At 58.2% G+C, this 21,658-nt stretch carries 19 protein-coding genes; 4 read left to right on the top strand and 15 right to left on the bottom strand.

What is annotated here, in order from left to right:
* Positions 1 to 110: 110 nt before the first annotated feature.
* The gene (locus E3O56_RS24190) at positions 111 to 527 is read left to right on the top strand and encodes an OsmC family protein (protein WP_005786596.1); all 417 of its coding nucleotides are present in this window, start codon (positions 111 to 113) and stop codon (positions 525 to 527) included.
* A 64-nt stretch (positions 528 to 591) separates the two neighbouring features.
* Complete coding sequence (locus E3O56_RS24185; protein ID WP_032877088.1) at positions 592 to 1,458, top strand: pirin family protein; 867 nt, start codon at positions 592 to 594, stop codon at positions 1,456 to 1,458.
* A 98-nt stretch (positions 1,459 to 1,556) separates the two neighbouring features.
* Here the strand turns inward: E3O56_RS24185 and E3O56_RS24180 are convergent, their stop codons facing one another.
* From E3O56_RS24180 to E3O56_RS24165, 4 genes are all read right to left on the bottom strand, one after another.
* A complete protein-coding gene (locus tag E3O56_RS24180) occupies positions 1,557 to 2,285 on the bottom strand; it encodes a dienelactone hydrolase family protein (RefSeq protein ID WP_103735082.1) in 729 nt (242 codons plus the stop codon).
* A 65-nt stretch (positions 2,286 to 2,350) separates the two neighbouring features.
* Positions 2,351 to 4,255, bottom strand: coding sequence for a molecular chaperone HtpG (gene htpG, locus E3O56_RS24175; protein WP_005786592.1), 1,905 nt, complete (start codon positions 4,253 to 4,255; stop codon positions 2,351 to 2,353).
* An 89-nt stretch (positions 4,256 to 4,344) separates the two neighbouring features.
* Positions 4,345 to 4,797 carry a PaaI family thioesterase gene (locus E3O56_RS24170; protein WP_005786590.1) on the bottom strand — a complete coding sequence of 151 codons (453 nt, stop codon included), beginning with the start codon at positions 4,795 to 4,797 and terminating at the stop codon, positions 4,345 to 4,347.
* Positions 4,794 to 5,270 (bottom strand): PaaI family thioesterase, encoded by a 477-nt coding sequence (locus E3O56_RS24165; RefSeq protein ID WP_005786588.1) that lies wholly within the window; start codon positions 5,268 to 5,270, stop codon positions 4,794 to 4,796. The genes E3O56_RS24170 and E3O56_RS24165 overlap by 4 nt, the downstream gene beginning before the upstream one ends.
* Before the next feature lie 156 nt (positions 5,271 to 5,426).
* Between E3O56_RS24165 and E3O56_RS24160 the strand changes: the two genes are divergently transcribed.
* Positions 5,427 to 5,684, top strand: a complete 258-nt coding sequence (locus E3O56_RS24160; protein WP_005786587.1) for a hypothetical protein — start codon at positions 5,427 to 5,429, stop codon at positions 5,682 to 5,684.
* Between the two features lie 83 nt (positions 5,685 to 5,767).
* On the opposite strand, the gene E3O56_RS24155 is transcribed toward E3O56_RS24160, so the two are convergent.
* The 11 genes from E3O56_RS24155 to sdhC form a co-directional block, all read right to left on the bottom strand.
* Positions 5,768 to 6,508: a DUF599 family protein gene (locus E3O56_RS24155; RefSeq protein ID WP_005786585.1), complete on the bottom strand. Its 741-nt coding sequence runs from the start codon at positions 6,506 to 6,508 to the stop codon at positions 5,768 to 5,770.
* 256 nt (positions 6,509 to 6,764) lie between these two features.
* Complete coding sequence (brnQ, locus tag E3O56_RS24150) at positions 6,765 to 8,078, bottom strand: branched-chain amino acid transport system II carrier protein (RefSeq protein ID WP_005786584.1); 1,314 nt, start codon at positions 8,076 to 8,078, stop codon at positions 6,765 to 6,767.
* 422 nt (positions 8,079 to 8,500) lie between these two features.
* Positions 8,501 to 9,382 (bottom strand): succinate--CoA ligase subunit alpha, encoded by an 882-nt coding sequence (gene sucD, locus E3O56_RS24145; protein ID WP_003190013.1) that lies wholly within the window; start codon positions 9,380 to 9,382, stop codon positions 8,501 to 8,503.
* Positions 9,382 to 10,548 (bottom strand): ADP-forming succinate--CoA ligase subunit beta, encoded by a 1,167-nt coding sequence (gene sucC / locus E3O56_RS24140; protein ID WP_003190011.1) that lies wholly within the window; start codon positions 10,546 to 10,548, stop codon positions 9,382 to 9,384. Before sucC ends, sucD begins: the two co-directional genes overlap by 1 nt.
* 204 nt (positions 10,549 to 10,752) lie before the next feature.
* Positions 10,753 to 12,189 carry a dihydrolipoyl dehydrogenase gene (gene lpdA / locus E3O56_RS24135; RefSeq protein ID WP_005786578.1) on the bottom strand — a complete coding sequence of 479 codons (1,437 nt, stop codon included), beginning with the start codon at positions 12,187 to 12,189 and terminating at the stop codon, positions 10,753 to 10,755.
* A gap of 99 nt (positions 12,190 to 12,288) precedes the next feature.
* Entirely contained in the window at positions 12,289 to 13,518 is a 1,230-nt protein-coding gene (gene odhB / locus E3O56_RS24130) for a 2-oxoglutarate dehydrogenase complex dihydrolipoyllysine-residue succinyltransferase (RefSeq protein ID WP_032877091.1), read from the bottom strand.
* Positions 13,519 to 13,562: 44 nt separating this feature from the next.
* Positions 13,563 to 16,394 carry a 2-oxoglutarate dehydrogenase E1 component gene (locus tag E3O56_RS24125; RefSeq protein WP_005786575.1) on the bottom strand — a complete coding sequence of 944 codons (2,832 nt, stop codon included), beginning with the start codon at positions 16,392 to 16,394 and terminating at the stop codon, positions 13,563 to 13,565.
* A 261-nt stretch (positions 16,395 to 16,655) separates the two neighbouring features.
* Positions 16,656 to 17,360, bottom strand: a complete 705-nt coding sequence (locus tag E3O56_RS24120) for a succinate dehydrogenase iron-sulfur subunit (RefSeq protein ID WP_005786573.1) — start codon at positions 17,358 to 17,360, stop codon at positions 16,656 to 16,658.
* An 11-nt stretch (positions 17,361 to 17,371) separates the two neighbouring features.
* On the bottom strand, positions 17,372 to 19,144 hold the full coding sequence (sdhA, locus tag E3O56_RS24115) for a succinate dehydrogenase flavoprotein subunit (RefSeq protein ID WP_005786572.1): 1,773 nt from the start codon (positions 19,142 to 19,144) through the stop codon (positions 17,372 to 17,374).
* A gap of 3 nt (positions 19,145 to 19,147) precedes the next feature.
* A complete protein-coding gene (sdhD, locus tag E3O56_RS24110; RefSeq protein WP_003172805.1) occupies positions 19,148 to 19,516 on the bottom strand; it encodes a succinate dehydrogenase, hydrophobic membrane anchor protein in 369 nt (122 codons plus the stop codon).
* Entirely contained in the window at positions 19,510 to 19,884 is a 375-nt protein-coding gene (gene sdhC, locus E3O56_RS24105) for a succinate dehydrogenase, cytochrome b556 subunit (RefSeq protein ID WP_003190005.1), read from the bottom strand. Before sdhC ends, sdhD begins: the two co-directional genes overlap by 7 nt.
* A 365-nt stretch (positions 19,885 to 20,249) precedes the next feature.
* On the opposite strand from sdhC, the gene gltA reads away from it, so the two are divergent.
* Positions 20,250 to 21,539: a citrate synthase gene (gene gltA / locus E3O56_RS24100; protein WP_005786568.1), complete on the top strand. Its 1,290-nt coding sequence runs from the start codon at positions 20,250 to 20,252 to the stop codon at positions 21,537 to 21,539.
* Positions 21,540 to 21,658 lie beyond the last annotated feature (119 nt).

Here is a 21,658-nt window from a genome sequence, read left to right as displayed (position 1 = left end):
GGTAGACCTTGCGCCTACCTTCGAGGTTCAGCGCGGAAAAACTGGAACACTTGGGCGCCAGCATGCTCTATAACTGCATGACCTTCATCCTGCCCCTTGAGAGGTTCGCCATGCCTGTTACCGTTAATACATTGAACGCTGAAAACTTCCGTCACAGCGTCAATATCAATCACCACGAACTGTTTACCGACCTGCCAAAGAGCCTGGGTGGCGACGACTCGGCGCCCTCTCCCCACGACTATTTCGATGCTGCGCTGGCGTCATGCAAAGCCTTGACGGTCAAGCTCTACGCGCAGAAGAAAGATATCCCGCTCACCGGCGTGACCGTTGAAGTGACCCACGACGCCGCCGAAGAGCAGAAAGGCAAATACAAACTCAGCGTCAAATTGACCCTCAAGGGTGTGCTGAGCGATGAGCAGCGCGAGGAGTTGCATCGCGTTGCGGACAAGTGCCCGGTACACAAGCTGATGACCACCGCCGAAATCAGCATCGAGACGAAATTATCGGAAGGTGCCTTCAGCGCATAGCGCCAACGTCCCATCGGGCGGGTTATGCTCAGACGCATCCAACCCGCTCAGACAGGGATGCACCATGACCACCCTTACCGTGATCCGCCCCCGCGCCGAAGATGTCGAAGGGCAGCCGATCCTGCGCCCGCTGCCTTCCCGTGAATGCCGTAGCGTCGGGCCCTTTGTGTTTTTCGACCATATGCTGCCCACCGCCTATGCACCGGGTACCGGCATGAATATCCGCCAACATCCGCATATCGGCCTGTCTACCCTCACCTACCTGTTTGAAGGCGCCTTGCAGCACAAGGACAGCCTCGGCTCGGATCAGGTGGTGCAGGCCGGCGATGTCAGCTGGATGACCGCTGGCAGCGCGATTGCCCATGTCGAGCGTACCCCCGAAGCGCTCAAGGCCAGTGGTTTCAACCTGCACGGCCTGCAGGTGTGGCTGGCCTCCCCCAAGGACCACGAGACCGGCCCCGGCCATTACAGCCATCACCCGGCGGCGAGCTTGCCGGTGAGCGATAACCTGGGCGTGCAGGTGCGCCTGATTGCCGGTGATGGTTTCTGTCTCAAGTCACCAGTGCCGGTGCTCTCGCCGACGTTGTATGCCGAGGTGCAGATGCAAACAGCCACCACCTTGCTGATCCCCGATGAGCATGAGGAGCGCGCGGTGTATGTGCTGGAAGGTGAGGCGCAGCTCGACGGTGAGCCGCTGGCAGTGCATAGCCTGGTGGTATTGCCGCCAGGGCAAGAGATGACATTGTTTGCCGAAACCGACTGCCACGTGGTGGTGTTTGGCGGGGCGCCGCTGGACGGGCCGCGGCGGATCAACTGGAATTTCGTGGCGAGCGATCCGGCAGTGATCGAGCACGCCAGACAGCGCTGGGCTGCTGGGGACTGGCCGAGGGTGCCGGGGGAGTCAGAACGAATTGAGTTGCCTGTGAAATAGCTATCGCAGGCAAGCCAGCTCCCACACTGGATGGGTGTACACCTTAAAATGTGGGAGCTGGGCATGCCCGCGATGGCGTCAGGTCAGGCGCCGCAGAGTCAGCCCTTGAACACTTCATCCAACAGGTTATGCATCGACTGGAAAGCCCGCGCAGCGGTCTTCGCGTCGTACATCATCTTGCCTGGCACATTGGCATGGGGATCGGTGAAGGAATGCACTGCGCCGCCGTAGCTCAGCAACTGCCAATCCACACCCGCTGCGTTCATTTCCTCTTCGAACGCTGGCAGTTGCTCTTTGGGCACCAATGGGTCGGACGCACCATGCAATACCAACACTGAACCCTTGATGTTTTTCGCATCCGCCGGGTTCGGCGTGTCGAGGGTACCGTGGAAAGAGACAGCCGCCTTCACCGGCGCACCGGTACGTGCCAATTCCAGAGCGCAGCAACCGCCGAAGCAGAAACCGAAGGCTGCCAGCTTCGACTTATCAACGGCTGCCTCGGTCTGGCCTTGCAGTTGCTCGAAGGCCGCCTGCATACGCTTGTTCAACAATGGACGATCATTTTTCAACGGCATCATCGCTGCGCCGGCTTCATCGCCATTGGTCGGGCGTACAGTTTGCCCATACAAGTCGGCAATCAGCACCACGTAGCCTTTGCCGGCAACACTCTTGGCGATTTCTTCGGCACCCGCACTCACGCCCATCCAGTTCGGTGCCATCAGCAGCCCCGGCAGCGGGCCCTTGTGGCTGGCATCGAACGCCAGGCGGCTTTCATAAGACTGGCCATCAATCTGATAGACCACGGAACGTACTGTGACTTGGCTCATCATTTTCTCCAGTTGAGGAGGATTAACGAAAAAACCCGCCGAAGCGGGTTTTTTCTACAACGGTGTTAAACCGACAATTCAACCAACAGCTTGTTCAGTCGGCGCACATAGGCGGCCGGGTCTTTGAGGCTGTCGCCAGCGGCCAGAGCCGCTTGGTCGAAGAGGATGTGCGACAGGTCGCCAAACCGCTCTTCGCTCTGCTCGCCATCGAGTTTCTCGATCAGCGGGTGAGCCGGGTTGAATTCGAAGATCGGCTTGGAGTCCGGGACCTTCTGGCCGCTGGCTTCAAGGATCTGACGCATCTGCATGCCCAGGTCCTGCTCGCCAATGGCCAGGATCGCCGGGGAGTCGGTCAGGCGGTGGGAAACACGCACTTCACTGACTGCTTCGCCCAGGGACGCCTTGATCCGTTCAACCAGGCCCTCTTTGGACTTGGCGACTTCTTCGGCGGCTTTCTTGTCTTCCTCGGAATCCAGGTTGCCCAGGTCCAGGTCGCCACGGGCAACGTCAACGAACGACTTGCCGTCGAACTCGGTGAGGTAGCTCATCAGCCACTCATCGATACGGTCGGTCAGCAGCAGCACTTCGATGCCTTTCTTGCGGAAGACTTCCAGGTGCGGGCTGTTTTTAACCTGCGCGTAGGTTTCGCCAGTCAGGTAGTAGATCTTGTCCTGACCTTCCTTGGCGCGTGCCAGGTAGTCAGCCAGGGACACAACCTGCTCGCCGTCTTCGCCCTGAGTCGAAGCAAAACGCAGCAGGCCGGCGATTTTTTCCTTGTTGGCAAAGTCTTCCGCCGGGCCTTCCTTCATCACCTGACCGAAGTTTTTCCAGAAGCTCTTGTATTGCTCAGGCTCGTTCTTCGCCAGTTTTTCCAACATGTCGAGCACACGCTTGGTCAGCGCCGACTTCATGGAGTCGATGATCGGGTCTTTTTGCAGGATTTCCCGCGACACGTTCAGCGACAGGTCGTTGGAGTCGACCACGCCCTTGATAAAGCGCAGGTACAGCGGCAGGAAGGATTCCGCCTGGTCCATCACGAACACGCGCTGCACGTAGAGCTTCAAGCCCTTCGGCGCTTCGCGCTGGTACAGGTCGAACGGAGCACGGGCCGGTACGTAGAGCAGCGAGCTGTATTCCAGCTTGCCTTCAACCTTGTTGTGGCTCCAGCTCAGCGGGTTTTCGTAGTCGTGGCCGATGTGCTTGTAGAACTCCTGGTATTCCTCGTCCTTGATCTCGGTACGCGGACGGGTCCACAGGGCGCTGGCGCGGTTGACGGTTTCCCATTCCTCGGCAGGCTTCTCTTCGCCTTCGGCAGCCGTCTGTTCTTTCGGCAGCTCGATCGGCAAAGCGATGTGGTCGGAGTATTTCTTGATGATGTTGCGCAGGCGCCAGCCATCAGCGAATTCGTCTTCACCGGATTTCAGGTGCAGCACGATGCGGGTACCGCGATCTGCCTTGTCGACAGTGGCAATTTCAAACTCGCCCTCGCCTTTGGACGCCCAATGCACGCCTTCGCTGGCGTCGAGGCCGGCACGACGGCTGAATACTTCAACCTTGTCGGCAACGATGAAGGCCGAATAGAAGCCCACGCCGAATTGGCCGATCAGATGAGAGTCTTTTTTCTGGTCGCCCGACAGGTTCTTCATGAAATCTGCGGTGCCGGATTTGGCGATGGTACCCAAGTGGGTAATCGCGTCTTCACGGCTCATGCCGATACCGTTGTCTTCGATCGTGACGGTCTTGGCGTCCTTGTCGTAGCTCACACGGATTTTCAGTTCCGCGCCACCTTCCAGCAACTCAGGCTTAGACAGGGCTTCGAAACGTAATTTGTCGACAGCGTCAGAGGCGTTCGAGATCAATTCGCGAAGGAAGATTTCCTTGTTGGAATACAGCGAATGGATCATGAGGTGCAGCAGTTGCTTCACCTCGGTCTGGAAGCCCAGGGTTTCCTTTTGAGTTTCCACACTCATGGTCATCAAACTCCAATTGGATGGCAGTGGCCGCGCCCGAAAGGGTTGGCGGCGGGTTGTCATCAAAGTTGGGGGCTAAGACCGGGATTTCAAGGGCGGGCCAATTCCTCAATCTTGAAATGTGCGCGGGCGGTGGCAATCGGCTCGGCCTCGGTGGTTTGCCAGGCGGTGATCGCCACATTGGCGACGCGCCGGCCCTGGCGGCACACCTGGCATTTGGCGTAAGTGTCGCGAAACTGGCCGGCGCGCAGGTAATCCAGGGAAAAATCGATGATTTTTGGCAGGCCCGGAGCCCCGGTAAATACCCTTAGATGCAGGGCCGCCGACAGCTCCATGAAGCCGGCGATCACCCCGCCGTGCAACGCCGGCAATATGGGGTTACCAATATTGTCCTTGTTGGCCGGCAGGCGAAACAGCAGCTCATCTCCCAGACGGGTGCATTCGATGCCGATCAGCTTGGCGTAGGGCACCAAGCCCAGCAGTGCGTCGTAGTTGCCACGCTCGAGAGCCTGCTCCAGACGGGTCTTGAATCGATGCGTCATGCCTGCTCTCCCTTGATCGTGCTGCCCAGCCCTTGCGTGCCTTTTAGGCGCTTGCCCATACGCATGAACGTGCCCACCACATGGGCGATGGGTTGTTGCGGGTCATCCTGATAGGCGAACCCGCGCGTGAAGATCACATCGGTGGTCACCCGGTAACATTGCGCGAAGCCATACACCGGCTTGTGCGGCTCGGCCGCACGCATGTAGTCGATACGCAGGTCCAGGGTCGGGCACACCTCGAATTCGGGTAATACGCACAAGGTGGCCATGCCGCAGGCTGTGTCCATCAATGAGGTCAGGGCGCCACCATGAATCACGCAGGTTGCGGGATCACCAACAAGATGTGGCCCATACGGCAACACCAGGGTCATGCCCTCCTCGCTTGCAGCGTGGACAGCCACACCCAGCACCTGACAATGGCGCAGCGCCGAGACAAAGCGCGCAGCACGCTCTAACAAGGGGTTTTCGGTCATTGTTTTTAGACTCTTATTAGTGTGAAAGCAGCAGACTAAATCGCCGGAAAAAGTTTTTGTGCGAAAAGCGTTATATATCTGTGGGACAAAAGGAACTAATGCTGGCCCCTTGGGTTCGAAAGGCCAGTAGATATCTTCAATAAGGAGAAACACCCCATGCGCAAGACATTAGCTATTTCCATGATGCTGGCCGCTGCACTCGGTCTGGCTGCCTGCGACAAGAAATCCGAAGACAAAGCCCAAGATGCCGCTGCACATTCTGAGCAAGCACAGCAAGACATGGCTAAAGCACAGGATAAAGTGAACGACGCTGCGAAAGAAAACGCCGAAGCTGCCAAAGCTCAGGCTGAATCGAACGCCGAAGCTGCAAAAGAAGCTGCACCTGCCGCACCTGCAGAACCTGCCAAGCAGTAATTGCCGGGTGTGAACCTGTAGTGCTGCAAAAGAAAGCCCGCTTTTAAAGCGGGCTTTTCTTTGCCTGCTGTTTTATCCGGCCTTTAAGAAACACTCTCTTTTGCAGCATCCGAAGCTTGCATATTCGTCGGGGTATACACCATCACCTGCAAGACGTCGGAGTGAAACTCGCGGCGATAAAGCACCAATACCACCCCGCTGCTCATCAACATGAACAACCAAGGGCTGACAAACCAGGCCAGCATGGTCATGCCGAAGTAATAAGCGCGCAGCCCAAAGTTGAACTGGTTGGCCGCCATCGAAATCACCCGCGCCGCCCGCAAGGCAAATGCATTGCGCTCCTGCTCCGACACGTGCCGCTCACCAATCATCGGCGCCGAGCCCACCAGCACCGCTGCGAAGTTGTACTGACGCATGCACCAGCTGAAAGTAAAAAACGCATAGACAAATACCAGGGCCAGGCACAGCAACTTGATCTCCGACATGCCTTGGGAGGCCTGCTGCACCATAGGAATGTCTGCCAGCAACGACACCGCCCGCTCGGAAGCACCGAGCACGGTCAGAATACCCGCAAGGATGATCAAGGTGCTGGAGGCAAAGAACGAGGCATTACGCTCCAGGTTGCCGATCACGCTGGCATCGGCGATGCGGTTATCGCGCAACAACATGCGACGCATCCAGTCTTCGCGGTACAGGTGCAATACGCTGGCCAGGCAGGCCGTATCCCGGGCTTTCCAGGTGGCATAACGGGTGTAGCCACCCCAGCACAGGATGAACCAGAGGGCGGCAAGCAGATGGACTTGATTGGTTTCGACGAACGACATGCGGGTCCTTGTACACAGGATGATAGGGCCGACACGGTCCAAATGTGGGAGCTGGCTTGCCTGCGATAGCGTCTTTGCAGTCACCACCGCGCCAACCGATGTACCGCCATCGCAGGCAAGCCAGCTCCCACACCGACCGGTGTTTTCAACTTGAGATTTTTGACGCCATCCCCAAAAAAAAGACACTGCCATCGACTCAAAAAAAATGCCCCGTATCGTTTGATACGGGGCATTTCAGTGCAGCACAAACCGCGGGTTATGCGACGGCTTCGCTACGCTTGCCCAGCATACGATCGATCACCACGGCCACCACCAGCGTCATCACTGATGGCACCAACCACGCCAAGCCTTGCTCGCTCAGCGGCAAGTTTGCCAATTGTGTAGGCATCCAACCCGCCAGGCCCGCGCCCTTGAGTGCGTCGATACAACCAAAGATGAATGACACCAACATCACCGGGCCGACGATACGGCCCTGTTCCTGCCAGAAGCCTTTGCAGAAACTCAGGGCTACCAGCACGATGCACGGCGGGTAGATCGCTGTAAGCACCGGAATCGAGAACGCGATCAGTTTGGTCAGGCCCAGGTTGGACACGAACAGCGAGAACAACGCCAGAATCACCACCAGTGTCTTGTAGGACAGCGGCAGGATTTTGCTGAAGTACTCGGCGCAGGCGCAGGTCAGGCCGACGGCAGTGACCAGGCACGCCAGGGAGATCAGCACGGCGAGGAAGCCGCTGCCCAGGGAGCCGAATGTGTGTTGCACATAAGCGTGCAGTACGGCTGCGCCGTTGCTGGCACCGGCAGCCACGGCATGGCTGCCCGAACCCAGGCGGAACAGGCTGATGTACACCAGCGCCAGGCCCACGCCGGCAATCAGGCCGGCGATAATGGCGTAACGGGTGATCAATTGGGGCGACTCGACACCCCGTGAACGGATCGCGTTGACGATCACGATGCCGAACACCAGCGCACCCAGCGTATCCATGGTCAGATAACCATTGATAAAGCCCTGGGAGAACGGTGCGGCCACGTATTCCGGCGTAGCGACGCCCACTTCACCGGCCGGCAACGCAAACGCGGCAATGCCGAGGATGGCCAGGGCGATGATCTTCAGCGGCGCGAGGAAGCGGCCCACGGTGTCCAGCAGTCGACCTGGGTACAGGGACACAAAGAACACCACCAGGAAATACACCGAGCTGTAGAGGAACAGCGCCAACGGGCTTTCACCGGTCAGTGGCGCCAGGCCCACTTCGAATGACACGGTCGCAGTACGCGGGGTAGCGAACAGCGGCCCCACCGCCAGGTACGCCGCCGCCGCCAGCAGGCCACCGGCGATCTTGCCGATCGGGCTGCTCAGCGCATCCATGCCACCACCGACCTTGGCCAGGGCAATCACGGTGACCACCGGCAAACCGACCGCGGTGATCAAAAAGCCAAGCGCCGCCATCCAGACATGGGGCCCGGACTGCAAACCCACGATAGGCGGGAAGATGATGTTGCCAGCGCCCACGAACAGGGCAAAGGTCATAAAGCCCAGCGCCAGGATATCCTGGCTTTTCAACACTTTCATTTGAGGAAATACCACACTACTGAATCGGAATTTAGAGAGGGCTTCCCTATGGATGAGGGAAATGCTGCCGGCCCTTATGGGGACCGACCGGTCTAGCGCGCAGCTTCCTTTTGGGATGCGGACGCATAAAGAGGCGGCTAGAGTACAGAATCAGGCTGACAAACGCACTGTTGCGGGGCGAACTGTCCGATAAGCGACATTTGAATGTCGCGTTTTCATACTTAATTGGGCAATGCTGGCCCCTGTGGGAGCTGGCTTGCCTGCGATGGCATCGACTCGATGTGTCTGATGCACCGAGGTGCCTGCATCGCAGGCAAGCCAGCTCCCACACGGGACCAAGTACATCCTCACTCTATTTCAGAATGCACAAAGGCCACCCGAAGGTGGCCTTTGTGTGGTGAAGCGTCAGCTAAGCGCGAGGCTTACTTGACAGCCCAACCGGTCAGCTCGGCCAGGGCCTTGCCGATGTCTGCCAGCGAACGCACGGTTTTCACACCTGCGTCTTGCAGTGCAGCGAACTTCTCGTCTGCAGTGCCTTTGCCGCCAGAGATGATTGCGCCAGCATGGCCCATGCGCTTGCCCGCAGGGGCAGTCACACCAGCGATGTAGGAAACAACCGGCTTGGTCACGTGTGCCTTGATGTAGGCAGCCGCTTCTTCTTCAGCCGAACCGCCGATCTCACCGATCATCACGATCGCTTCGGTCTTCGGGTCTTCCTGGAACAGCTTCAGGATGTCGATGAAGTTGGAGCCTGGGATCGGGTCACCGCCGATGCCGACGCAAGTCGACTGACCGAAACCGGCGTCAGTGGTCTGCTTCACAGCTTCGTAGGTCAGGGTGCCGGAACGGGAAACGATACCGACCTTGCCTGGCAAGTGAATGTGACCTGGCATGATGCCGATCTTGCATTCGCCTGGAGTGATCACGCCTGGGCAGTTAGGGCCGATCAGGACTACACCCAGTTCGTCGCACTTAACTTTAGCGTCCAGCATGTCCAGGGTAGGAATGCCTTCGGTGATGCACACGATCAGCTTGATGCCGCCGAATGCCGCTTCCAGGATCGAGTCCTTGCAGAAAGGAGCTGGAACGTAGATCACGCTGGCAGTGGCGCCAGTGGCTTCTACCGCTTCTTTCACGGTGTTGAACACTGGCAGGCCCAGGTGCTCGGTGCCGCCTTTGCCCGGAGTTACGCCACCAACCATCTGGGTGCCGTATTCAATGGCTTGCTGGGTGTGGAAACTACCTTGCGAACCGGTAATACCCTGGCAGATAACTTTGGTGTCTTTATTGATCAGGACGCTCATTACTTGCCCTCCGCAGCTTTGACAACTTGTTGAGCAGCGTCGGTCAGGCTGGTAGCCGCGATGATGTTCAAACCGCTTTCTGCCAGTACTTTAGCGCCCAGTTCAGCGTTGTTACCTTCAAGGCGAACAACAACCGGGATTTTAACGCCGACTTCTTTCACTGCACCGATGATGCCTTCGGCAATCATGTCGCAACGAACGATGCCGCCGAAGATGTTGACCAGTACTGCTGCGACGTTGGAGTCGGACAGGATGATCTTGAACGCTTCGGTAACGCGTTCCTTGGTAGCGCCACCACCTACGTCGAGGAAGTTGGCTGGCTTGCCGCCATGCAGGTTGACGATGTCCATGGTACCCATGGCCAGGCCGGCACCGTTGACCATGCAGCCGATGTTGCCTTCCAGGGCCACGTAGTTCAGTTCGAACTTGGCAGCGTGCGCTTCGCGCGGATCGTCTTGCGACGGATCGTGGAAAGTCTTCAGCTTGGGCTGACGGTACATGGCGTTGGCGTCGATGTTGATCTTGGCATCAAGGCAATGCAGGTCGCCGTCAGCCTTGATCACCAGCGGGTTCACTTCCAGCAGGGCCAGATCGTGATCCTGGAACAGTTTGGCCAGACCTACGAAGATCTTGGCGAACTGGGCAACTTGCTTGCCTTCCAGACCCAGCTGGAACGCCAGTTCACGACCCTGGAACGGCTGTGCGCCAACCAGTGGATCGATAGTGGCCTTCAGAATTTTTTCTGGGGTTTCGTGAGCGATTTTCTCGATGTCCACGCCACCTTCGGTGGAAGCCATGAACACGATGCGACGGCTCGAACGGTCAACGACAGCGCCCAGGTACAGCTCTTTAGCGATATCAGTGCACGATTCAACCAGGATCTTGGTGACTGGCTGGCCATTGGCATCAGTCTGGTAAGTCACCAGACGCTTGCCCAGCCACTGCTGTGCGAAGGCCTTGGCGTCTTCTTTGCTGCGAACCAGCTTAACGCCGCCCGCTTTACCGCGACCACCGGCGTGGACCTGGGCTTTGACAACCCACTCGCTGCCACCGATTTTGTCGCAAGCTTCTGCTGCTGCTTCCGGGGTGTCTACTGCGTAGCCCTTGGAAACTGGCAGGCCGTATTCAGCGAACAGCTGCTTACCCTGATACTCGTGAAGATTCATGCTTTTTACCGTCTTCGTTAGGTACTGCGCATTCGGCGCTGCGCTCATTATGAGTGCCGCACCACCTGTGACTGCTGCTTGCGCAACTTGCGGGGCTTATGGCCCGTAAAGCTGCGCAAGGCTGCGTCCAGCGGATATTCCGCGGTGAGTCTTGCGCGCAAGGCTCACGACGGGCAACTCCGCCGTGGTTTCTTATTATCTCGCTTAGCGCTTCTTCTTGTTGGCGATGTGGATGGCACCGCCATTCACTGCCAACGCTGCTTCGTGCAACGCTTCGGACAGGGTCGGATGGGAGAAGACCATCATACCCAGGTCCTCGGCACTGGTGCCGAATTCCATACCGATCGCGCCTTGCTGAACCAGTTCTGCAGCGCTTGGGCCAATCACGTGGACGCCCAATACGCGGTCAGTCTTGGCATCAGCGATGACTTTGACAAAACCACCGGTGTCGTTGGCTGCCATGGCACGGCCGGAAGCGGCGAACGGGAAGGTGCCGACGTTAACTTCAACGCCTTCAGCTTTCAACTGCTGTTCGTTCTTGCCGACCCATGCGATTTCCGGGTGGGTGTAGATAACCGACGGGATCAGGTCGTAGTTCATCTGGGTCTTGTGACCCTTGATGCGCTCGACGACCATGATGCCTTCCTCGGAAGCCTTGTGGGCCAGCATCATGCCACGAACCACGTCGCCGATCGCATATACGCCCGGTACGGTGGTTGCGCAGTGATCATCAACGTGGATGAAGCCACGCTCGTCGATGTTCACGCCGCTGTCGGAAGCCAGCAGGTCGTTGGTCACTGGACGGCGACCAACGGCAACGATCAGCTTGTCGAAGGTGATGGTCTGCTCGCCGTCTTTATCGGTGTAGGTCACCACGACTTCTTCGCCGTTGACCTTGGAGCCGGTGACACGGGCGCCGAGCTTGATGTCCAGACCTTGTTTGGTCAGGGTTTTCAGCGCCTCTTTGGAGACTGCAGTGTCGGCCGCCAGCAGGAACGTGTCCAGGGCTTCCAGCACGGTGACTTCAGCGCCCAGACGGGACCATACCGAACCCAGTTCCAGACCGATTACGCCAGCGCCGATCACGCCCAGGCGCTTAGGCACAGCCTGGAATTCCAGGGCGCCAGTCGAATCAACGATCACGTTGTTGTCAACTGGAGCAGGCGGAATGTCGATTGGACGCGAGCCAGGAGCCAGGATCACGTTTTCGGCTTCGATGACTTCAACCGAACCGTCTGGCTTGGTGACTTCGACTTTCTTGCCGGCCAGCAGCTTGCCGTGACCCTGAATGGAAGTCACACCGTTGGCCTTGAACAAGGTGGCAACGCCGGAAGTCAGGCCTTTGACGATGTTGGCTTTACGGCCGACCATTGCTGGCACGTCCATGGTCACGCCAGCATGGTTGATGCCGTGGATCGCGAAGCCGTCTTGGGCTTCGTGGAATTTCCAGGAGCTGTCCAGCAGCGCCTTGGAAGGAATGCAACCAACGTTCAGGCAGGTACCGCCCAGCGCCAGTTTGCCTTCCTTGTCGGTGTACTTTTCGATGCAAGCAGTCGAGAGGCCCAGTTGCGCAGCCTTGATGGCGGCAACATAGCCGCCAGGGCCTGCACCAATCACTACAACGTCAAATTTCTGTGTCATGAAAATAGATCCTCTATTTGCGACAAGCTTCTAGCCACAAGCTGCAAGCCAAGCTGCTTTTTCCTACAGCTTGTAGCTCGCAACTTGCAGCTGCTTCTATCAGATGTCCAGGAGCAGGCGAGCCGGGTCTTCCAGCAGGTTCTTGATGGTCACCAGGAACGTCACGGCTTCTTTACCATCGATCAGGCGGTGATCGTAAGACAATGCCAGGTACATCATTGGGCGGATCACGACCTGGCCGTTGATGGCCATCGGACGCTGGATGATGTTGTGCATGCCCAGGATCGCGGCTTGCGGTGGGTTGACGATCGGCGTCGACATCATCGAACCGAAGGTACCACCGTTAGTGATGGTGAAGGTACCGCCGGTCATCTCGTCGATGGTCAGCTTGCCGTCACGGGCTTTCTTGCCGAAGCCGGCGATGCCGCCTTCGATTTCGGCCAGGCTCATCAGCTCGGCGTTACGCAGCACTGGAACCACCAGGCCACGGTCGCTGGACACGGCAACGCCGATATCTGCATAGCCGTGGTAAACGATGTCGCCGCCGTCGATGGAAGCGTTGACTGCCGGGAAGCGCTTGAGTGCTTCGGTGGCCGCTTTCACGAAGAACGACATGAAGCCCAGGCGCACGCCGTTGTGGGACTTCTCGAACAGGTCCTTGTACTTGGAGCGCAGGGCCATGACTTCAGTCATGTCGACTTCGTTGAACGTGGTCAGCATCGCCATGTTCGACTGCGCTTCAACCAGGCGCTTGGCCACGGTGGCACGCACGCGAGTCATCGGTACGCGCTTCTCGGTACGGTCGCCGGCAGCGAACACCGGGGCAGCAGCCGCTGGAGCAGCAGCCTTGGCAGGCGCGGCAGCCGGAGCGTTCTTCTTGGCTTCAACCGCAGCAACCACGTCTTCCTTGGTCACGCGGCCGTCTTTGCCGGTGCCCTTGATGGAAGCCAGGTTGATGCCGTTCTCTTCAGCCAGTTGACGCGCAGCTGGTGCAGCGATTGGATCTTCGCCACCGGCTGCCGGTGCAGCGGCAGGCGCCGAAGCAGCCGGTGCAGCAGCAGCGGCGGCAGGAGCAGGAGCTGCAGCAGCGCTGCCCTCTTCGATCGAACCCAGTACCTGGTTCGACAGAACGGTAGCGCCCTCTTCAGCCACGATCGCGCCCAGCACGCCGTCAGCTTCGGCCAACACTTCCAGTACGACTTTGTCAGTCTCGATGTCGACGATCAGGTCGTCACGCTTGACGGCCTCGCCTGGTTTCTTGTGCCAGGTGGCAACGGTGCCATCGGCAACCGATTCCGGGAATGACGGGGCTTTGATTTCGATAGCCATTATCTGTAGGTCCTTAAAATTCGGTTTCAGTCAGCGCGAAGGCGTTAAACAGTGAAAGCATCTTGCAGCAGTTTTTCCTGCTGCTCGGCGTGCATCGACGCATAGCCACACGCAGGTGCAGCAGAAGCATCACGACCGGCGTACTCAAGGACCAGGGCCTTGTTGTGGTTGCCGATGCTGCGACGCAGATGATGCTGGCTGCTGTACCAGGCGCCCTGGTTCATCGGTTCTTCCTGACACCACACCACGTTCGTGAGGTTGGTGTAAGGCGCGATGATCTCCATGAGGTCATCTTCCGGGAACGGGTAAAGCTGCTCGATACGCACGATGGCGATGTCTTCGCGGCCTTCGGCACGGCGTTTTTCCAACAGATCGTAGTAGACCTTGCCGCTGCACAGGATCAGGCGAGTGACCTTGGCGGCGTCCAGTGTATCGATCTCTGGAATCACGGTCTGGAACGAACCTTGGGCCAGATCTTCCAGGGTCGAAACGGCCAGTTTGTGACGCAACAGCGATTTCGGGGTCAGCACGACCAGCGGCTTGCGCAGCGGGCGGATCACCTGGCGACGCAGCAAGTGGTAGATCTGCGCCGGGGTGGTCGGCACGCACACCTGGATGTTGTGCTCGGCGCACAATTGCAGGTAACGCTCCAGACGGGCCGAAGAGTGCTCCGGACCCTGGCCTTCATAACCGTGTGGCAGCAGCATGGTCAGACCGCACAGGCGGCCCCACTTGTGCTCGCCGCTGGTGATGAACTGGTCGATAACCACCTGGGCACCGTTGGCGAAGTCGCCGAACTGGGCTTCCCAGATCACCAGCGCATTAGGCGTGGTGGTGGAGTAGCCGTATTCGAACGCCAGTACGGCTTCTTCGGACAGGAACGAATCGTACAGGTCGAAACGTGGCTGGCCTTCGTACAGGTTCTGCAACGGGATGTAGGTGCCCGCGTCTTTCTGGTTGTGCAATACAGCATGACGGTGCGAGAACGTACCGCGGCCGATGTCCTGGCCGGTCATGCGGATTGGGTGACCTTCGAACGCCAGGGTCGCGTACGCCATGGTTTCGGCGTAACCCCAGTTGATCGGCAGGCCGCCGGCTTGCATCTTCTGACGATCTTCGTAGATCTTCGCCACCTGGCGCTGTACGACGAAGCCTTCGGGAATTTCCAGCAGCTTGGCGGACAGTTCCTGCAACGTCTTCAAATCGAAGGATGTATCGTGACGTGCAGTCCAGGTGTGGCCCAGGTACGGACGCCAGTCAACGAACAACTCTTTGTTCGGCTCCTTGACCAGGCTTTTCACTACATGCAGGCCATTGTCCAGCGCGTTGCGGTATTCATCGACTTTCGCCTGAACACGCGCATCGTCAACCACGCCGGCCTTGGTCAGGCTTTCGGCGTACAGCTCACGGGTGGTGCGCTGCTTGGTGATCTGCTGGTACATCAACGGCTGGGTGCCGCTTGGCTCGTCCGCTTCGTTGTGACCGCGACGGCGGTAGCAAACCAGGTCGATCACCACGTCACGCTTGAACTGCATGCGGTAGTCGACTGCCAGTTGGGTCACGAACAGCACGGCTTCCGGATCATCGCCATTCACATGGAGGATCGGCGCCTGGATCATCTTGGCAACATCGGTGGCGTACTCGGTGGAGCGCGCGTCCAACGGGTTGCTGATGGTGAAGCCGACCTGGTTGTTGATGACGATGTGAACGGTACCGCCGGTCTTGAAGCCGCGAGTCTGCGACATCTGGAACGTTTCCAGGACCACGCCTTGACCGGCGAATGCCGCGTCACCGTGGATGGAAATCGGCAGAACCTTCTCACCGGTGGCATCGTTACGACGATCCTGGCGCGCACGTACCGAACCCTCGACCACTGGCGAAACGATTTCCAGGTGGGATGGGTTGAACGCCATGGCCAGGTGAACTTCACCGCCGGTGGTCATCACGTTGGACGAGAAGCCCTGGTGGTATTTAACGTCACCGGAACCCAGCTCGACCTTCTTCTTGCCTTCGAACTCGTCGAACAGCTCGCGCGGGTTCTTGCCGAAGGTGTTGACCAACACGTTCAGGCGACCACGGTGAGCCATGCCGATCACGATTTCCTTGGTGCCGTAGGAACCGGAACGCTGGATCAGCTCGTCGAGCATCGGAATCAGGCTTTCGCCGCCTTCCAGGCCGAAACGCTTGGTGCCCGGGTATTTGGTACCCAGGTATTTCTCGAGGCCCTCGGCCGCGGTCACGCGCTCCAGCAAGTGGCTGCGGACATCGGCGGACAAGACCGGACGGCCACGCACGCCTTCCAGGCGGTGCTGGAACCACTGGCGCTGCTCGGAATCGGTGATGTGCGTGAATTCAGCGCCGATGGTGCGGCAATATGTCTGCTGCAACGCTTCGTGAATTTCGCGTAGGCTCGCTTCCTCTTTGCCGATGAACAGGTCGCCGGCACGGAAGGTCGTATCAAGATCGGCATTGGTCAAGCCGTAATGATTGATCGACAGGTCTGCAGGTGCAGGACGCTGCCACAGCCCCAGCGGGTCAAGCTGGGCTGCCTGGTGGCCACGCATACGGTAGGCCTGGATCAGTCGCAGTACTTCAACTTGCTTCTTCTCGTGCTCACTGCTCACGCTGCCGGCGGAAACCGGTTGGGCGCGGCGCTGGTTCTTTGCCAGCAGCACGAACTGATCGCGAATTGTTGCGTGCGATACATCGGTGGCAGCGTTGCCGTCTGAAGACAACGTCTGAAATTTGGTGCGCCATTCTTCTGGCACAGCGTTAGGGTCGTGCAGGTAGAGCTCATAAAGCTCTTCCACATAGGCAGCGTTACCACCTGAAAGATAGCCGCTGTTCCACATGCGCTGCATCACGCTTTCTTGCATGCTTGGTCACCCTCGATTTGGGGACACCACCGGCGAAAACACCGAGTTTGCTTGCAAAAGGCCAAGTGCAGCGACCAAAACAAGCCACTTAGGATCACGCTGATAGTTCGGGTACCAACCCGAATGCCCCTGCTTGTCTCATTTCTTCAAAATAAGAGCCGCGGCTTTGTAAGTCGCTGCTCAAGTTAAAACTACGGCGCCGGTTGAAGCCTGCGCCGCAGCATTTACGGGCACAACGGTCCTGCTTTACTACAACGTCAGTTACACGCCGCTGTGCAGCAGCATGTTACGGATGTGACCAATGGCCTTAGTCGGGTTCAGGCCTTTGGGGCATACGTTGACGCAGTTCATGATCCCGCGGCAGCGGAATACGCTGAACGGGTCATCCAGCGAAGCCAGACGCTCGGACGTCTTGGTGTCACGGCTGTCTGCCAGGAAGCGGTACGCTTGCAGCAGTGCAGCAGGACCCAGGAATTTGTCCGGGTTCCACCAGAAAGACGGGCACGACGTCGAGCAGCAAGCACACAGGATGCACTCGTACAGACCGTCAAGCTTCTCGCGCTCTTCCGGGGATTGCAGACGCTCGATGGCCGGAGCCGGCGTGTCATTCTGCAAGAACGGCTTAACTTTCTCGTATTGCTTGTAGAAGATGCTCATATCGACGACCAGGTCACGGATAACCGGCAAACCTGGCAGAGGACGAACGATCAGCTTGTTGCCTTTGACAACAGCAGACAGCGGCGTGATGCACGCCAGGCCATTCTTGCCGTTGATGTTCATGCCGTCGGAGCCGCAAACACCCTCACGGCAAGAGCGACGATAGGAGAAACCTTCGTCCTGCTCTTTGATCAGTGCCAGTACATCCAGCACCATCAGGTCTTTACCACCGGTATCGACCTGGAACTCCTGCATGAACGGCGCAGCGTCCTGATCAGGGTTGTAGCGATAAACACTGACTTTCAACATGGCAGCCACCCTTAGTAAGTCCGAATCTTCGGTTCAAACGTCGGCACCGTCTTCGGCGAGAAGTTCACGGCACGCTTGGTTACGCGCTTGTCACCCGGGAAGTACAGGGTGTGGCACAACCAGTTTTCGTCATCGCGATCTTCAAAGTCTTCACGAGCGTGAGCACCACGGGATTCTTTACGAACCTCGGCGGCGATCGCCGTCGCTTCAGCCACTTCCAGCAGGTTTTGCAGCTCAAGGGCTTCGATACGAGCGGTGTTGAACGCCTGGCTCTTATCGTTGATCTTGACGTTGGCGATACGCTTGCGCAGGTCAGCCAACTGGGCGATACCTTTCTGCATGTATTCGCCGGTACGGAACACACCGAAGTAGTTCTGCATGCAGTTTTGCAGCTCGCGACGCAGGGTTGCCACGTCTTCGCCATCTGTGCGCTCGTTCAGAGCGTTCAGGCGCGCCAGGGCCGCTTCGATGTTGGCGTCGGTGGCGTCATCGTATTCGATGCCGTCGGTCAGCGCCTTTTCCAGATGCAGGCCGGCCGCGCGACCGAACACTACCAGGTCGAGCAACGAGTTGCCGCCCAGGCGGTTGGCACCGTGAACCGATACACAAGCCACTTCACCTACCGCGAACAGACCATGGATGATCTCGTCCACGCCTTCGGCATTCTGGGTGATCGCCTGGCCGTGAATGTTGGTCGGTACGCCGCCCATCATATAGTGGCAGGTCGGAACGACCGGAACCGGAGCAACCACTGGATCAACGTGAGCAAAGGTCTTGGACAGTTCGCAGATACCTGGCAGGCGGCTGTGCAGCACTTCTTCACCGAGGTGATCGAGTTTGAGCAGTACGTGGTCACCATTCGGGCCACAACCGTTACCGGCGATGATCTCTTTAACCATCGAACGGGCCACGACGTCACGACCAGCCAGGTCTTTGGCGTTCGGAGCATAACGCTCCATGAAACGCTCGCCGTGCTTGTTGATCAGGTAACCACCTTCACCACGGCAACCTTCGGTTACCAGTACACCGGCGCCGGCGATGCCGGTGGGGTGGAACTGCCACATTTCGATGTCTTGCACCGGTACGCCAGCACGCAGTGCCATGCCGACGCCGTCACCGGTGTTGATCAGGGCATTGGTGGTCGAGGCGTAGATACGGCCTGCACCGCCAGTCGCCAGCACGGTAGCCTTGGCGCGGATGTAGGTGGTTTCACCGGTTTCGATGCAGATGGCGATCACGCCGACGAACTCGCCCTTGCCGTTCTTCACCAGATCAACAGCGTAGTACTCGTTCAGGAACGTGGTACCGGCTTTCAGGTTGCCCTGATAAAGGGTGTGCAACAGCGCGTGACCGGTACGGTCGGACGCAGCGCAAGTACGGGCAGCCTGCCCGCCTTTACCGTAATCCTTCGACTGGCCGCCGAATGGACGCTGGTAGATACGACCTTGCTCGGTACGCGAGAACGGCAGACCCATGTGGTCCAGCTCGAACACTGCGGCCGGGCCTTCCTGACACATGTACTCGATAGCGTCCTGGTCACCGATGTAGTCGGAACCCTTGACGGTATCGTACATGTGCCAGCGCCAGTCATCGTTCGGGTCGGCGGAGGCGATGGCGCAGGTGATGCCACCCTGGGCCGATACGGTGTGGGAGCGCGTCGGGAACACCTTGGTGATCACGGCAGTCTTGTGACCACCCTGAGCGAGCTGCAGCGCAGCGCGCATGCCCGCACCGCCGCCACCAATAATGATGGCGTCGAATGAAATAGTTGGAATGTTAGCCATGAATCAGATACCCCAAAGAATCTGCACACCCCAGACGAAGTAAGCGAACATCGCGACGCCGCATACTGCCTGGAAGAGGAAACGTACTGCAGTCGCGGACTTGCCAAGCGCCATAGGCGTCAGGTAGTCGGTCGCAATGGTCCACATGCCAACCCAGGCGTGTGCGCCCAGGGCTACAAGGGCCAGCAGACTGAAGATTCGCATCGCATTGTGGGAAAACAGGCCGTGCCACTGCTCATAGCCGATGCCCGGGTTTGCGACGAGGTATCCGATCAGAAAAATGAAATAAGCCGCGAGAACGACCGCAGACACACGCTGTGCCATCCAGTCATAGAGGCCCGAACGCGACAGATTCGTTACGCTGGTTACCATATCCAAACTCCTGCCAGAACGATCAGCACCACGGAAATGGCGATGATGATTTTCGAGCCCAGGCGGCCGCCTTCCAGCGTCTCACCGATGCCCATGTCCATGATCAAGTGGCGCACACCGGCTACCAGGTGATACAGAAGAGAGGACAGGAGGCCCCATGCTACGAACTTGGCCAGCGGGCTGGTCAAGCATGCCTTCACCTCGGCGTAACCTTCCTCGGAACCCAGGGATTTGCTCAATGCATAAAGCATGATGCCCAAGCCCAGGAACAGGATGATGCCGGAAACACGGTGCAGGAACGACGTAACGCCGGTGATGGGGAGTTTGATGGTCCTTAGGTCTAGGTTTACAGGTCGTTGGCTATTCACGGCTTTTTTTCACACTGAAGAGCCCCTAACAATCAGGGCAAAGTTGTTGGGGAGTGCGACTGGTCAGGTAAGCACCACCCAGGGAGTGCGACCCCCAATGAAAGCAAGCCCAAAAGCCCTTGGCGGTCGGTGGCCGAGTATAGACAGTTAGGTTACTAATGACAACGCGCACACCTCACCCTAATAGCTGATTGCGCTGGCGGGATAAAAGGCGTAAATGGCAGGCAATTTCGACGAAAAAGTACGGTTAAAGCCTTCTGGCGCAAGACTTTAGGCAAATTGACATCTGGATTTATATCAATATAGTGGTGCGGGCCCTGCGTGGGGGGTCTGTCTGATGATTTGAAGCATAAATAGGAGGCCACATGGCTGACAAAAAAGCGCAGTTGATCATCGAGGGCGCAGCCCCCGTCGAGCTGCCCATTTTAACCGGCACCGTTGGTCCCGATGTTATCGACGTACGGGGCCTGACGGCCACGGGCCGTTTTACTTTCGACCCAGGCTTCATGTCGACCGCTTCCTGCGAGTCGAAGATCACCTATATCGATGGTGACAATGGCATTCTGCTTCATCGCGGCTACCCGATCGAACAACTGGCTGAAAAGTCGGACTACCTGGAAACCTGCTACCTGCTGCTAAATGGCGAATTGCCAACAGCCGAGCAAAAGGCCCAGTTCGTCAGCACCGTGAAGAACCACACCATGGTTCACGAGCAGTTGAAGACCTTCTTCAACGGCTTTCGTCGCGACGCCCACCCGATGGCCGTCATGTGCGGCGTGGTCGGTGCCCTGTCGGCCTTCTATCATGACTCCCTGGACATCAATAACGCCGAGCATCGCGAAATTTCCGCGATCCGCCTGGTTGCCAAGATGCCGACCCTGGCCGCAATGGTTTACAAGTACTCCATGGGCCAGCCCATGATGTACCCGCGCAACGATCTGACGTACGCGGAAAACTTCCTGCACATGATGTTCAACACCCCGTGCGAGATCAAACCGATCAGCCCGGTGCTGGCCAAGGCAATGGACCGGATCTTCATCCTCCACGCCGACCATGAACAAAACGCCTCCACTTCTACCGTCCGCCTGGCCGGCTCTTCGGGTGCCAACCCGTTTGCCTGTATCGCCGCCGGTATCGCCGCACTGTGGGGCCCTGCCCACGGCGGTGCGAACGAAGCCGTATTGACCATGCTCGATGAAATCGGCGATGTATCCAACATCGATACGTTCATCGCCAAGGCCAAGGACAAGAACGATCCATTCAAGCTGATGGGCTTCGGTCACCGGGTCTACAAGAACCGCGACCCTCGCGCGACCGTCATGAAGCAGACCTGCGACGAAGTGCTGAAGGAACTGGGCATCAAGAACGATCCGCAACTCGAACTGGCCATGCGCCTGGAAGAGATCGCCCTGACCGACCCGTACTTCATCGAGCGCTCGCTGTACCCGAACGTCGACTTCTACTCGGGGATCATCCTCAAGGCGATCGGCATTCCAACCAGCATGTTCACCGTGATCTTCGCCCTGGCGCGGACCGTGGGCTGGATTTCCCACTGGAAAGAAATGCTCTCCAGCCCGTACAAGATTGGCCGCCCACGCCAGCTGTACACCGGCTACGAGTCGCGTGACATTACCAAGCTGGAAGATCGCAAGTAAGCACTTAGCGGCTTGCTTGTAATGAGAACGGCCTTCCTTAGTGGAGGCCGTTTTTGTTTGTGTGGCCTGATCTACCGCCATCGCAGGCAAGCCAGCTCCCACAGTCGATCGGGTTCACA

Origin of the sequence: Pseudomonas sp. W2Aug9 (assembly GCF_023127755.1) — a bacterium.
Lineage (GTDB): Bacteria > Pseudomonadota > Gammaproteobacteria > Pseudomonadales > Pseudomonadaceae > Aquipseudomonas > Aquipseudomonas synxantha_A.
This window is presented reverse-complemented; position numbering and strand designations above follow the sequence as displayed.